The organism is Arthrobacter sp. 01L42, assembly GCF_056400005.1.
In genome coordinates this window covers 131,160-144,284 of record NZ_JBFTSL010000005.1, presented here as the reverse complement: position 1 = coordinate 144,284, position 13,125 = coordinate 131,160, and the positions used below count along the sequence as shown (strand labels likewise).

The 13,125-nt window shown below is 66.8% G+C and carries 6 protein-coding genes; 1 reads left to right on the top strand and 5 read right to left on the bottom strand.

Going from position 1 to position 13,125, the window contains the following annotated elements; all coding sequences use genetic code 11:
• Window positions 1–22: 22 nt before the first annotated feature.
• Together AC1DN2_RS06000 and AC1DN2_RS05995 are read right to left on the bottom strand one after the other, a co-directional pair.
• Window positions 23–1,339 (bottom strand): erythromycin esterase family protein, encoded by a 1,317-nt coding sequence (locus AC1DN2_RS06000; RefSeq protein WP_476849600.1) that lies wholly within the window; start codon window positions 1,337–1,339, stop codon window positions 23–25.
• Window positions 1,336–2,718: an MBL fold metallo-hydrolase gene (locus tag AC1DN2_RS05995; protein ID WP_476849599.1), complete on the bottom strand. Its 1,383-nt coding sequence runs from the start codon at window positions 2,716–2,718 to the stop codon at window positions 1,336–1,338. Before AC1DN2_RS05995 ends, AC1DN2_RS06000 begins: the two co-directional genes overlap by 4 nt.
• 339 nt (window positions 2,719–3,057) lie before the next feature.
• Between AC1DN2_RS05995 and AC1DN2_RS05990 the strand changes: the two genes are divergently transcribed.
• Entirely contained in the window at window positions 3,058–4,797 is a 1,740-nt protein-coding gene (locus AC1DN2_RS05990) for a long-chain-fatty-acid--CoA ligase (protein WP_476849598.1), read from the top strand.
• 43 nt (window positions 4,798–4,840) lie between these two features.
• On the opposite strand, the gene AC1DN2_RS05985 is transcribed toward AC1DN2_RS05990, so the two are convergent.
• The 3 genes from AC1DN2_RS05985 to AC1DN2_RS05975 all read right to left on the bottom strand — a co-directional run bounded on the left by AC1DN2_RS05985 (window position 4,841) and on the right by AC1DN2_RS05975 (window position 12,935).
• The gene (locus AC1DN2_RS05985; RefSeq protein WP_476849597.1) at window positions 4,841–5,725 is read right to left on the bottom strand and encodes a hypothetical protein; all 885 of its coding nucleotides are present in this window, start codon (window positions 5,723–5,725) and stop codon (window positions 4,841–4,843) included.
• Window position 5,726: 1 nt separating this feature from the next.
• Window positions 5,727–7,436 (bottom strand): multicopper oxidase family protein, encoded by a 1,710-nt coding sequence (locus AC1DN2_RS05980; RefSeq protein ID WP_476849596.1) that lies wholly within the window; start codon window positions 7,434–7,436, stop codon window positions 5,727–5,729.
• 120 nt (window positions 7,437–7,556) lie between these two features.
• Window positions 7,557–12,935, bottom strand: coding sequence for a peroxidase family protein (locus AC1DN2_RS05975; RefSeq protein WP_476849595.1), 5,379 nt, complete (start codon window positions 12,933–12,935; stop codon window positions 7,557–7,559).
• Window positions 12,936–13,125: the final 190 nt, after the last annotated feature.

The window sequence follows — 13,125 nt, the reverse complement described above, 5'->3', positions numbered from 1 at the left end:
CTTTCCTGGAATGCACACCGGCCTAGAATCCGGTGGGCTCGGTCTCGAACTCCGGTTCGCGGGGCGGGCGTTCATGGTGCACCGGACGCAGCGCTGCGGTGTGTTCCAGCCAGATGAGGGCGTCGTAGCGCTCCCCCATCCGGGTCGGAACGTAGTTTCCGGCGTCCCGTTCCGGGTGGTAGACGACGCCGATCGCCCGGTGTCCGAGCCATGTCGAAAGCCACGGCCCGGTCCTGTCGTCGCCGAACACCAGCACTGAGGGCACCCCCAGGGCCTGATGCAGGAAGTCTTCGTGGCTGCCCGGGCGCGCTTCCGGCACCGTCAGGATGCGTTCGGGGCGGCCCCACCCGTCGGAGGCGAGCACGGAGCCGCGGTGGGATGCGAAGCCGACCAGCAGCACGCCTTCGCCCGCGTGGCGTTCGCGCAGCAGCTGCCCGACGTTGACCAGGCCGTCCTGCGCCATGTCGGTGGCCCGGGCATCGCCGATGTGTGTGTTGTGTTCCCAGATCAGTCCCTTCGACGCCGGCCCGAGGTGCCTGCTGACCCGGTCGATGGTGTCGGCCATATGGTGGTCGCGGACGTTCCAGGACTGCCTGTCGCCGCGGACCATGATGCGGTAGTAGTGCTCGGCGTTGGCCGCGACTTCAGCGTTCTGGACGGCGTCGAAGGCGTCCTCCTCCTGCCGGCCGGGGCTGAAGGCCCGGTTCCTGACCTCGGTCAGGAGGGCCACGACGTCGGGCTCGCAGGACTGCGGCACCAGCCGCGTGCTCCAGGCGTACTGGTGCGGGTCCTCGTGGTGGGGCAGGAAGCACTGCCAGGCGCGCTCCGCCGCGGGGACGGCGTCGGGAACGTTCGCCTGCAGCCAGCCGATGATTTCGCGCAGCGAATCCCAGAGCGAGTAGACATCCAGCCCGTAGAAGCCGACACGTTTGTCCAGCGGCCTGGCCAGGTTCCAGCTGCGCAGCCAGTCCAGGAACGCCGCGACTTCCTCGTTGGCCCACATCCAGGTTGGCCAGCGTTCGAAGCCGGCCAGCAGCGCGTGGACGCCCTGGTCCTTCCCCTCCTGGCCGCGGACCCATCGGTTGATCCGCCGGCAGTCGGGCCAGTCCCCTTCCACCCCAATCCAGTTGTAGCCCTCCTCCGCGATGAGCCGTCTGCTGAGGGTGTCGCGCCAGGTGTAGAACTCGTGGGTGCCGTGGGAGGCCTCGCCGATGGCGACAAAACGGCAGTCGGCCGCGCGCCGCACGAGGCCGTTGAGGTCCCGATCGGTTTTCAGCGGCCGGGCGAGATCGTGGACCTCCTTCAACACGGTGGTCCGGGTGACGGCCTCGGGGTTCATCGCGGATCCTCGATGTCGATCGTCTCCAGGTATTCGGGCACCCTGGCCCGCCAGCCGAGTTCGCGTTTGATCCTGATACGCAGGGCGTCGGACGCGTCCGGGTCACCGTGCGTGATGTAAGTCATGCGGGGCGCTACTTCTGACGCCCTCATCCACGCGATGATGGCGTCGCCGTCGGCGTGCGCGGACAGGCTTTCCATCTGGATAACCTCGGCCCGCACCATGACGTCTTCCCCGTAGATGCGCAACTCGCGTTCACCGGCAGCAAGGGTGGCCCCCCGCGTGCCGCTGGCCTGGTAGCCGCTGAGGATGATGGCGTTTTTCGGGTCGGGGCCGTACGCCGCGACGTGGTGCAGGATCCGTCCGCCCGTCAGCATGCCGCTGGCCGAGATGATGATCATGGGGCCGCCGCGCAGGTTCAGCAACTTGGATTCGTCCACGGTGCGGGTGAGTTTGGCCAGTTTGTACATGTCCACGTATTCCTCCCGCTTGAGCCGGTGTTCTTCGGGGTGGCGCTGGTACATTTCGGAGGCGTCGATGGCCATGGGGCTGTTGAGGTAGACCGGGATCCGAGGAATCGCGCCCTTGCGCAAGAGCCGGGACAGGTACAGCATCAGCGTTTCGGCCCGGCCGACGGCGAACGCGGCAAACATGATGACCCCTCCGCGTTTCGCGACGCGGTTGATGATCTCTCCCAGCAGCTTCTCCGGATCCTCAGTGGAGTGTTTCCGGTTGCCGTAGGTTGATTCGGTCACCAGGATGCCGGTTTCGCCGAGCGGGCGGGGCGGATACATGAACGGGTCATCGGCCCGGCCCAGGTCCCCGGTGAAGTGCACCGACTGGGAGCCAACCCGGACGTGCACCTGGGCGGCCCCCAGGATGTGCCCGGCCGGCACGAACGTCAACTCCATGCCACCGCCAAGGTCAAGGGGCACATCAAACTCGACGATTTTGAATCTGTTGAGGGACGCGACGGCGTCCGCAGCCGTGTAGAGGGGCAGGGCGGGATCATGCGCGGATGACCCCCGCTGCGAGGCATACCGGGCCTCCTCCTCCTGCAGGTGGCCGCTGTCCGGCAGGATGAGTTTGCATAGGTCTGTGGTGCCGGCCGTGGCGTACACGGGGCCGCCGAACCCGCCCCTGACCAGAGCAGGGACATATCCGGTGTGGTCCAGGTGCGCGTGGGTCAGCACCACGCCGTCGATGGACCGCGGCGGCACCGGAAAGGGCGCCCGGTTGCGCTCGCGGCTGCGCTTATAGCCCTGGAAGAGTCCGCAGTCCACCAGCACGCGCCCGCCGCCGGCGTCGATCAGGTAACGTGACCCGGTCACGGTGTCGGTGGCACCAAGGAAGTTCAGGCTCGGCTGCTGCTGCTTCATGGCGCCACCGTGGACCTTCTTCTTGCGTAAATTGTGCGTTAATTGCGCGCGAACCTGTGACCAGCGCAAACCTGTGACCAGCGCGAACCTGTGTCCTGAACGACCCCAGAGAAGTGCGCGGACCCGCGGCTCGCGGTGTACGCCCCAGCTTCCGCCCGGGCCTGCCGGGTGCCAAGGGCCAAAAGTCACCTCCGGGCCGGCGCCGGCCGCCGCCGGGGCCTACGCGGCACGCGTCCAGGCGGGCAGCCCCCGGTAGGATTTCTTGATGGGCCCGGCCGGGCCCGAGGCCGGCAGCCCGGCACCGCCCAGCACAGCGCAGCCCAGTCGCAAGGACACACCATGAGCACCAAATCCGCAGGGCCCAGGCGTCCCGACCGCCCCTGGACCCGCCATTACAGCCCCGGGGTTCCCGCCAGCCTCAAGCTCCCCGAAGGGTCCCTCGTCGACCTGATGGACTCGTCGGTCCGGCGCTACGGGAAGAAGACCGCCCTGGAATTCTTCGGAGCGCCTACCAGCTACCGGGACCTCGGCACCGCCATCAACAGGGCGGCCGCGGGTCTGAGGAAGCTCGGCGTCCGGGCCGGTGACCGGGTGGCGCTGGTCCTGCCAAACTGCCCGCAACACATCATCGCGTTCCACGCGGCACTGCGCCTGGGCGCCGTGGTCGTCGAACACAACCCCTTATATACGGACCGTGAGCTGCGCCACCAGTTCGAGGACCATGGCGCCACCGTCGCCGTTGTCTGGGACAAGGCCGTGGACAAGGTCCGCCAACTGCCGGCCGACGTCGGGCTGCAGAGCATCGTCTCCGTTGAGCTGATTCCGGCGATGCCGCTGCTGCAACGGGTCGCGCTGCGGCTCCCCGTGCCGGCGGCCCGCGCCGCCCGCACCGCCTTGACCGCCGGAAAGCACACGCGCCGGCCCGTGGCGCAGCCGGCGCGCCGGACGGTGCTGGCGTGGAAAGATCTCCTTGGCTCAGGCGACCTGAAGAAAAAGCATCCGCGCCCGGCCGCCTCTGACCTGGCTGTCATCCAATACACGAGCGGCACCACGGGCCGGCCCAAAGGCGCCATGCTGACCCACGCCAATCTCCAGGCCAATGCCGCGCAGGGCCGCGCCTGGGTGCCGGGGCTCAAGGACGGCCGGGAAACCGTGTACGCGGTGCTGCCCATGTTCCACGCCTACGGCCTGACGCTGTGCATGACGTTTGCCCTAAGCATCGGCGCGAGGCTGGTGCTCTTCCCTAAGTTCGACGTCGACCTCGTGCTGAAGGCCCACAGGAAGTCACCTGCCACATTCCTGCCGGCGGTGCCGCCGATCTACGACCGCATCGCCGCCGCAGCCGCCGAGCGCGGTATCGCGCTGGACAGCATCCGCTTTTCCATCTCGGGGGCGATGAACCTGCCGACGGCGACGGTGGACACGTGGGAGAAGGCGACCGGGGGCTACCTGATCGAGGGCTACGGGCTGACGGAAACCTCGCCCATCGCCTTGGGCAACCCCTTCGGTCCCAGCCGGAAACCGGGAACCGTGGGGGTCCCGTTTCCTCTGACGGACATTCGTGTGGTGGATCCGCGGAACGTCCTCCTGGACCGCGCCCCGGGAGAGGAGGGCGAGCTCCTGGTCCGCGGCCCGCAGGTCTTTGCCGGCTACTGGAACCGGCCGAAGGAGACCGAGGAGGCGCTGCTGGAGGGCGGCTGGTTCCGGACCGGTGACATCGTCTCGGTAGATAAGGATGATTTTGTGACCGTCCGGGACCGGATCAAGGAACTGATCATCACGGGGGGCTTCAACGTCTCCCCCACGGAAGTTGAAGATGTCCTCTCCGGGTACCCCGGTGTCCGGGACGTGTGCGTGGTGGGACTGCCCCGCCCGGGCGGCGGCGAAGACGTGGTTGCCGCCGTCGTCCCGTCCGCGGGCTCCGGCCTGGACCCGGAGGCGCTGCTGGCGTTTGCCCGGGAGAACCTGGCCGCCTACAAGGTGCCGCGCCGCGTTGCCGTGGTGGATGAGCTGCCGCGTTCGCTGATCGGCAAGGTCCTGCGCCGCGTGATCCGGGACACACTCGTGGCCGGCCGGTAGCTTGCCCCCGGCCGGCCACTGGTGCGCTCAGTGTCCGGACTCCTCAGTGTCCTGAATCGTCGGGGCCTGGGGTCGTCGCGGTTGTGCCGCTGCCCGAATCATCGCCGCCTTCCTCATGCGAGTGCGTCCCGCTGTCCCCCGCGGACGGTTCAGGCTCCGCCGGTTCCGGTTCGCGGGACATGTCCACTCCCTCCCCCGTGGTTGAACGGGGAGCCAGCGTCACGTCCGCTGGCTGGACCCCGGCGCCGCGGGCCATGCCGTTCCGCACGGATTCCACCAGCGAGTCGCTGAGCAGTGGTCCCGTGTACGTGAACGTCAGGGCTCCGCCATCCACCGACGTGCCATAGTTCCCGAGCGCGTCCGAGAGAATGCCTTCCTCGGCGATGGCAGCCGCCAGGGCTGCCGGATCGGCGGCAGCGACGCTGAACTTGAGGTCGTGGACGAGGACTGAGGCGACGTGGACATGCTCCACGCCGGGGTAGCTGCCCTCCGGGCCGAAGGCGCGCTCCGCCAGTTTTTCGGCGTCGTCGCTGGTGCTTCCGGGCGGAAGCGCCAGAATCAGTTCCGGCGCGAGGTGCTCCAGGATCGCTGGTTCGAGCACATCCGGGGGGATGTCGGAAAGGACGATGCCGCCGGCAGCCGCGGTCTGCTCGAGCCGTGCGCGCGGCGCGCCCGGCTTTCCGCCCTCGGCGGGGTGGATGGCAATCACCGCACGGCGTCGAACCATCAGCCCGTCGTGGCTCACGGCCGGGCGGCCGTTGCCGACGTCGGTCCCATTCTCCAGGGACACGGGCGCCGCGCTCTGCACGGCGCCGGCGGTCGGCGCTGCCGTCGGAGAGAGCTGGGCCGGTGACGGCGCTCCGCCTGTGCAGGCGCTCAGCGCCAGTACAAGCAGGGCCGCCGCGCCCAGCGCCCCAACGCGGCCCATCTCAGGTCCCCGCCGGCAGTCCGGGCCGGTACACCGGCGGGAACGCGTCCAGAGCAGTGGTGTCCAGGGTCGGCGGGTCGGAAGTGATGGGGTCGTTGGTGCGGAGGTCACCGACGGAGAACTGCACCATCATGTCGTGGTCCTCATGGACCAGGTTGTGGCAGTGGATCATGTAGCGGCCGCCTCCGCCGGTACCTGTGTCGAACTGCATGAGGGCAGTGACGGACTCGTTCTCGCCGGCGTAGAAGACATCCTTGGGGCCCTTTTCCCAGGCAAACGGCTGGCCGCCGTTAGTGTTCCTCGCGATGATCTTGGCGTCAATGAGGTGGATGTGTACTGGATGGAACCATCCCCCGGACGCGTTGATGATGGTCCATTGCTCGACGTCGAATGGCTGGGGGTTGCCGAACAGCTTGGTGAACCCGGACTTCTCCACGTCGGCCCACGTGACGCCGTTGACGGTCCACTGTCCATGGTCCCGGAAGAATTTCAGTTCGCGCTTCGCCTTCGCCATCGCCGGGGTGAGGCTCATGGTGGGGATGCCGCCCCTAGAGGCGTTGACGGAGCCGCCGTCGTCCAGGGTCGTCGGAATGCTGGAAATGGAGCCGGCCCCGGACCCGGAGTCGGCCACCACCTGGAAGCGCATGATCTTGTTGGTGTTGGCGAAGTCGATGTTGTTCTTGTTGCTGAGGTTCCGCAGCTCGATCAGCTGGCCGGTCCGGTATTTCCGGAAATCGATCAGCACCTCATAGCGTTCCGCTGTGCCCTGCCGCCAGGATTTCACAGCCTGCACTTTGGGCGTCATGCCGGCGTCGGTGCCCACCACATAGATGGGGTCTCCGGTGGACAGCGTGGGCCGGTAGGACCGCGAGATCGAGGCGTCGAGCACCCGGAAGCGGTAGATCCGGGGCTTGACCTTCATGGTGGGCCACGGCACGCCGTTGACCATGATGATGTCGCCCCAGAGGCCCTTGACGTCGTTGTCGTTGTAGGCGAGGGATCCGTCGGCGTTGAACATCGCGTCCGAGATCATGAGTGGTACGTCGAATTCGCCCTGCGGCAGTTGGGCACGCTCAAACTTGTCGGACAGTGGATAAAAGGCCGCGAGCCCGGAATACACGTTCTGGGCGGTGATGTGGTGCTTATGGTCGTGGTACCAGAGGGTCCGAGCCGTCTGAAAGTTGGGGTACCGGTAGTTCTTGACGTTTCCCGGGACGGTGATGTCGTTGGCGTAGCCGTCGTATTGCGGCAGCGACGCTGAGCCGTGCAGGTGGGTGACGGTATCAAAGCGGGCGGGCTGGACCAGCCCGGCGGCGGGCAGCGCGTTGCGGATCCGCACCTCGATCCGGGTGCCCTGAATGGCCCGGATGGTTGGGCCGGGGAAGATGCCGTTGTAGCCCGCGACGGTGGTGTTCAGTCCGGGCACGAACTGGGCCTGGCCGAGCTTCTGGGTGAGGGCGTACCGGGCGAACGGACGCGCCGGGTCGCCGCCGTCGAAGCCCGTCTGAAAGGGGACCAGCTCCGGCGGGCGGCGGAACACTCCCGCATAGGGAACAGGCATGTTCTGCGGTGAAAGTTGGCTGGCGGTGACCGGCGTCGCGGCCGGCGCGGCGGTGCCCGTCGTCGGGACGTCGTCGTCGCCGCCTTTGAAACCAGCAAGGCCGAGGGCGCCGACAGCGCCCAGTTTGAAGATCTCTCGTCGTGTAGTCATGGCCCCTCCAAGTGGGCAATTGAACTGAATACCGTGTCGAAAAGCTGAAATTTTCGACGAATTGAGGAAGCCGGCTGACGGGCCGCAGTGGGTCCGCCAGCCGGCGATCTCGTGCTGCTGTTAGAGTGCTGCGCCCGTGGTGAATGTCCAGACACGGCTTGTCAGCGGGTTGCCGGCCAGGTCGCGGACGCCAGTAGTGCCACCGGTGACGGTGACCCGATACTGGGTGTTCGCGAGCAGGCTGGTTCCGGGGTTGATCGTCAGCACCCTGGTGGTGGTGTTGAACGTGATCGCCGAGGTGACCACGGCCCCGGTAGAGACACGCTCAATCCGGACCTTGCCGGCAACCGCGAAGCCGGTAATGGCCTCACTGAACGTGGCGGTCACGTTGCTGTTGCGCAGCACGCCCGTGGCTCCCGTTGCAGGAGTCGTGGCGGTGATGGTCGGGTTCGGGCCCGTGGTGAATGACCACGTGCTCGTCGCCATCGTGTTGCCCGCGAGATCACGGATGCCCGAGAGGGTCGCCGTGTAGACGCGGTCTGCCGTCAGCGTGACGCTCGGGTTCAGTGTCGCAACCCGGGTGAGCGGGTTGTAGGACACGACGGCGGGGACCAGCGTGGTGCCGAGCCGCAGCTGGAACGTGGTTCCGCTGACTCCCGTCACCGCTTCGCTGAACGTTGCAGTCACGTTGGCGCCCTGGCTGACCGAGAGGGCACCGGATGCCGGTGTCCGCGCCGTCACGGTGGGAGCCACGAATTCCGTCCGTGGCGTCACCGCTGCGGTGCGGGCCGAGAACCCGCCCGTACCCACTGCGTTGACGGCCGCGACGTCGAACGTGTATGCCGTCCCGTTGGTCAGGCCCGTCACGACGACGCTTCCGACGTTTCCGGTGACCGCCTGCGTCCGTGCCAGTACGGTTCCGGCGAAGGCCCGCACCGTGTAACCGGTGATGGCCGATCCGCCGGTGTTCGCCGGTGCGGTCCACCTTACGGTCACCGAGGCATTCCCTGCCGTGGTCGTCCCGATGGTGGGCGCTCCCGGTACGGTGGCCGTCGTCGGGCTCACCGTGTTGGAGAGTGCCGAGAACGGGCTGTCACCGAGGGCGTTGCTGGCCAGCACCTGGAACCGGTACTGGGATCCGTTGGTCAGACCGGTTACCACCAGGCTGGTGGCGCCTGCCGGGGCGGTGCGCAGGGCACCGATCTGGACGCCGGCCGGGTTCGTCGTCACGTCGAGCACCTTCACGGAGAAGGAGTCGGCAGGGCCGACCGTCGGGGCCGTCCAGCGCACCGTTGCCTGCCCGGGGCCGGCGGTTGCCGTGCCGATGACCGGAGCGCCTGGCAGTACGGTGTCGGAGAACTGCAGGAACTCGATGTTGCGGATCGTGTCCGTGCCGTCGACTCCAACGTTGTCCACCACCGTGGTGGTTGAGCCAGCCGAACCGATAGTGCCGGTGCCGCCTGTAGTGGTGATGGTGTAGTTGGCCCGCGGTCCGGAGAAGATCGCGACGTCCCGGTTGCCCGCGGTTTCGAGGGCGGTGGGGGTGACGAGTTCGCGGACAGCCACCAGGTTCCCCGGGTTGACGACGCCGGCCGCTACTGCGGCCGCCAGGGTCTGCGGGTTACCTGCCTGGTACGGACGCTCCATGAGGTCGGTGGTCCCGATCTCTGCGCCCGCGTTGTCCCGCACGCTGATGCGGATCTTCAGATACCGGTCGCCGTCGATGACGTCGTTGCCGCCCCGGCCTTCGAGCTTGTCGCTGCCGAGGCCGCCGACGAGGATGTTGCCGTCGCCCCAGACCGGACCGGTCAGGGGGCAGACGCCCATCGGTGAGAGTGCCTCGACCGGTGCAAGCGGGGTGGTCGGTGCCGGGAGGATAGCCTGCAGGCCGGCGATCCGGTTGATGCCCGTCTGGTCGAGGACGTCGCAGCCACTGAAGCCTGCACCACCTACGGTGCTGGGCACTGCGTCGTCGCCACGGATGACGTCGTCGAACTTGGAACCGGAGTTGGCTTCCACTTCCTGCCACCGGTCGCGGTTGACCACGACGGGAAGCGGGAGTCCGATCAGGTTGTTGTTGATCTTCATGTCGTCATCGGCTGCCACGGTGTCGTACTGGTGCGTGGCCCAGTCGAAGCCGGCAGCACCGGCGTAGCGGTCGATGGCCGCGTTGGACGTCATGATGTCGTCGCCACCTTCGGCGTCGTAGTCGTTCTCGCCAACCTGTCCGACGAAGATGTCGTTTCCGGGCTTCGTCTGGGCCGGGTCGTCGAAGAACGGTGCACCGTGATCGCCGATCAGCAGGTCCTGGCCGGAACCGCCTTGGATCCAGTCATCGCCGCCGTCACCGAACGTCGCATCGGCACCGTCACCGGACTGCACGAAGTCGTTTCCTTCGCCGGCAAAGGTTTCGTTGTCGTTGGCGCCGCCGTTGGTGAAGTCCTGGCCGTCGCCGCCCATGTTGATGTCATCGCCGATGCCGGAGTTGAGGTAGTCGTTGCCCGGACCGCCCTTGAGGACGTCGGCGCCGGACAGATCGGTGATCCGGTCGTCGTCCGCGCCGCCGAGTGCGATGTCGTCGCCGCCGTTGCCTTCAATGACGTCGTTGCCCGCGTTGCCGAGGAACGTGTCATTGTCGTTGCCGCCGGTGACCCGGTCGGCGTTGGCGGTGCCGTTGTACACGGACTGGCCGTTGATGCCGCTGGGATCGACTGTGTTCTTCTCCATATACTGGATGGTGCCGTCCGGCTTGCGCAGGAGAACCAGGTTCTCCTTGCACTCGCTGGTCGGGTCATCGGCGACCGTAGCCCCCGACGCCGTGAAGCCCGCCGGCGTTCCGGCCAGGTTGCCCAGCTGGAACTTGCAGTCGGCGGTGCCGAAGGCATCAGCCTTGAGTGTGTGCGCATTGGTGTTGCGCATGATCATCTCTGCAAAGGAGTTGCTCTCCAGCTGCGACCGCAGGTTCATGCCCGGAGTACGCGCCAGGTAGTAGAGGCGGTCACCGTTCTGCAGGTCGGTCAGCTGGTTCTCGAACACGTAGTTGAACGTGCTGCCCAGGAGTCCGCCGAAGAGGTTGGTCTTCTCCGCCAGGCCGCCTACCCAGAGGTCGACCCTGTTCAGGCCGGTCTCCTGCGTCGCCCACGGGCCGGCACTGTTCATGAAGTCCGTCATGTCAGCCGTGGGAGGGGTCGCCAGGGTGCCCGGATCAACGATCGCCTTGGCCGCTGCCCGCTTACCCGCCAGCGTGGTTTCGCTGGTGATGGTCGGGTAGGTGCCGTATGCGGCGACAAAGTTGATCAAGGATTCCGGGTGCTTGAGGTTCTGCCCGAAGTCCGCCCAGCTCGTGTACGGAGCCAATTGAGCGTCGCCCGTGGCGTCGTTGATCTGGCGCCGCAGCTCATTGAGCGGCGGAACGCCTTCTGAACGTGCACGCGTCATGTTGATCGTCGCCAGGTCCAGGGGAAGACCCAGCAGGTTGTTGCGCAGGGTGCCCGTCACGAACTCGTCGAGTTCGTTGCCGACCTGGTCGCTCATGCCCATGACGACGCTGCCGGCGGCCTCTTCCGAGGTCAGCGACCCCGCCGATCCGCCGTTGGTGTACTCGGGCGGGTTCAGGAAGCCATGGAGCAGGGAAATGGAGTTGTCGGTGCCGTCCGCGTTGGTGCGTGCGATCGTCTCCGTGAGCATCGAGTGCCCGAACCGGTAGACCGCGTGGGCGAACTCTGCCCTCACGGCCGCGTTGACGTCCGTGTGGTAGACGTGGAAGGGCTGGACCGCAGGCTGGACCTTCCGGGCGAATTCCTCGAAGACCAGGTGCTGGTACTCCATTTCCGTGACGAACCGTGCCGCCTGGAACAGGCGTTCACCGTTCCAGCCGTTGGCACCGGCGGCCAACTTCCACTCCGCCAGCGCAGCGACGCCCTTGGCCGAAGTGTCGTTGGTCAGGGTGTTCTCGATGTCCGCGACGAGCCGGTCATGCTCGGAGTGGAACACCTGGTGGATGGTGGTCAGGCCGATATTTTCGTTGACGCGGCCGTCACCGGCACAGAAGTGCGCGTTGAGCATTTCGTCGTCGTAAGTCCCGGCGGGCTGGTTCGCAAAATCTGCCGAGGCCGTGTTGTCGGTGTCCGGGGTGGGCGCGACGGGCGGCGTGAGCGGGTTGTGGTCCGTGTCCTGCGGCGACGGGTCGGCGTTGTGCGCGATGTCGGTCAGGAACGGGGTGTCGAAGAACCGCACGTTTGCCGGCACCGGGACGGGACTTGCCGTGTTGCCCTCAACGAGTCCGGTCAGCGTAACGTATTGCGGCAGGCCCCGGGCGGGGCCAGGGATGAACTTGCCGTACGGGTCAGCTGCGATCATCGGGATGTTGGTGACGTCCTTGTCCTCAAGCTTGAGGCCAAGGAAGATCGCTGCTTGCGACTTTACGTCCGCCCACGTGGCCATGCCGCCGGCGGTGGGGCCGGCAGGACCGCCCAGGAGCTTGCCGGTTGAAACCGGCCTGCCGGCGGCGTTGTTGATGTATTCCCGCAGGAACACCTGGTGCGAGGGGTGGGACGTGTAGGTCTGGGACTGGTCCACGTAGGGCGAGTCCGTGTTGGCGGCTTCCTGGACGTCATCCGCTGTACCAAGGATACCGTCGTTGCCGGGCTGGTTCTGGGCCCGGGTGAGGACCATGAACGCGTTCGGGCTGTTGGGTGCCACTTCGTCACCCGTACCGGCCTTGCCGTCAGGGCCCACGGTAATCAGCGGGTCGTCGGCCTTGAGCGGCACGAACACCGTTCCGCCGCCCTTGACCGTCTGGTCCACGCCGTGGTCGAAGAACTGACCGAACAGGGTAAACAGGGAGTTGTACGGCGGGGAGAGTCCGACGTCGGTGGTGACGTTGGGGATGAACAGCGTGTCACCCGTGGGGACGCAGCCGGCCGGCACAGCCTCGACCGGCGGAGTCGCCAAGGGGTCAGGATCAGTGGTGCAGGGGAACAGTCCGGGGTTGCCCTGGGTCCGGACCGGGAACCCGGCAGCAGCCACGGCGGCTGGATTGGTGGAGGTCTGGTCCACGATCAGATTGCTGATCTGGCGGGGCTGGGAGTCGAACACGTTGCCCGACTTCTGCGCGTAGGAGGACGTGCCGGCAGGGCCGAACCCGGCGGGGACGGCGTCGGCGGTGTTAAACGACGGCGTCGCGTGACGCGGGAATAGCTGATCGGCGGCCCCATACGTTTCGCGGCCTTTGATCAGGTTGTTGCAGGAGCCGTCAACCGTACGGAGGCCGTAGGAGGTGAGGGCGTCCGGGATCTGGTTGGGGCCAGGCCCGACCAGCGCCCCGCAAGGGCCGGTCGCCGACGTCGTATTCGCGACGTGCGCCTCGGCGATCTTGATCTGCTTGAGGATATAGGCCAGGTCGGCCGCGGTGACGGTGAAGCCTGCGCCGACGGGTGCCGGCGCGGCGCTGGCGCCAAGCGCCGTTGTGGTAAGTCCAACAAAACTGAGCAAGGTCATCGCTGTCCCTGCCGCTACTGCGCGGGTTGGCCGGCTAAAGGCACGTCTTTGGCCTTCGACCTTCCTGCATGCGAACAAATTCATTACACACCTGCCTCTTAGAGTGAGTGATGGTGCAAGAGTGCTGGGTGATTCCTTGGGGAAAACTGGGACCGGTCAGTAACTTCGGATCCGGACCGCAGTCCGGTGC

What these genes read in the sequence shown, in the direction of transcription:
- AC1DN2_RS05990 (WP_476849598.1), top strand. Translation starts at nt 3,058, where the DNA reads ATGAGCACCAAATCCGCAGGGCCCAGGCGTCCCGACCGCCCCTGGACC.
- AC1DN2_RS05975 (WP_476849595.1), bottom strand. Translation starts at nt 12,935, where the DNA reads ATGACCTTGCTCAGTTTTGTTGGACTTACCACAACGGCGCTTGGCGCC.
- AC1DN2_RS05995 (WP_476849599.1), bottom strand. Translation starts at nt 2,718, where the DNA reads ATGAAGCAGCAGCAGCCGAGCCTGAACTTCCTTGGTGCCACCGACACC.
- AC1DN2_RS05985 (WP_476849597.1), bottom strand. Translation starts at nt 5,725, where the DNA reads ATGGGCCGCGTTGGGGCGCTGGGCGCGGCGGCCCTGCTTGTACTGGCG.
- AC1DN2_RS05980 (WP_476849596.1), bottom strand. Translation starts at nt 7,436, where the DNA reads ATGACTACACGACGAGAGATCTTCAAACTGGGCGCTGTCGGCGCCCTC.
- AC1DN2_RS06000 (WP_476849600.1), bottom strand. Translation starts at nt 1,339, where the DNA reads ATGAACCCCGAGGCCGTCACCCGGACCACCGTGTTGAAGGAGGTCCAC.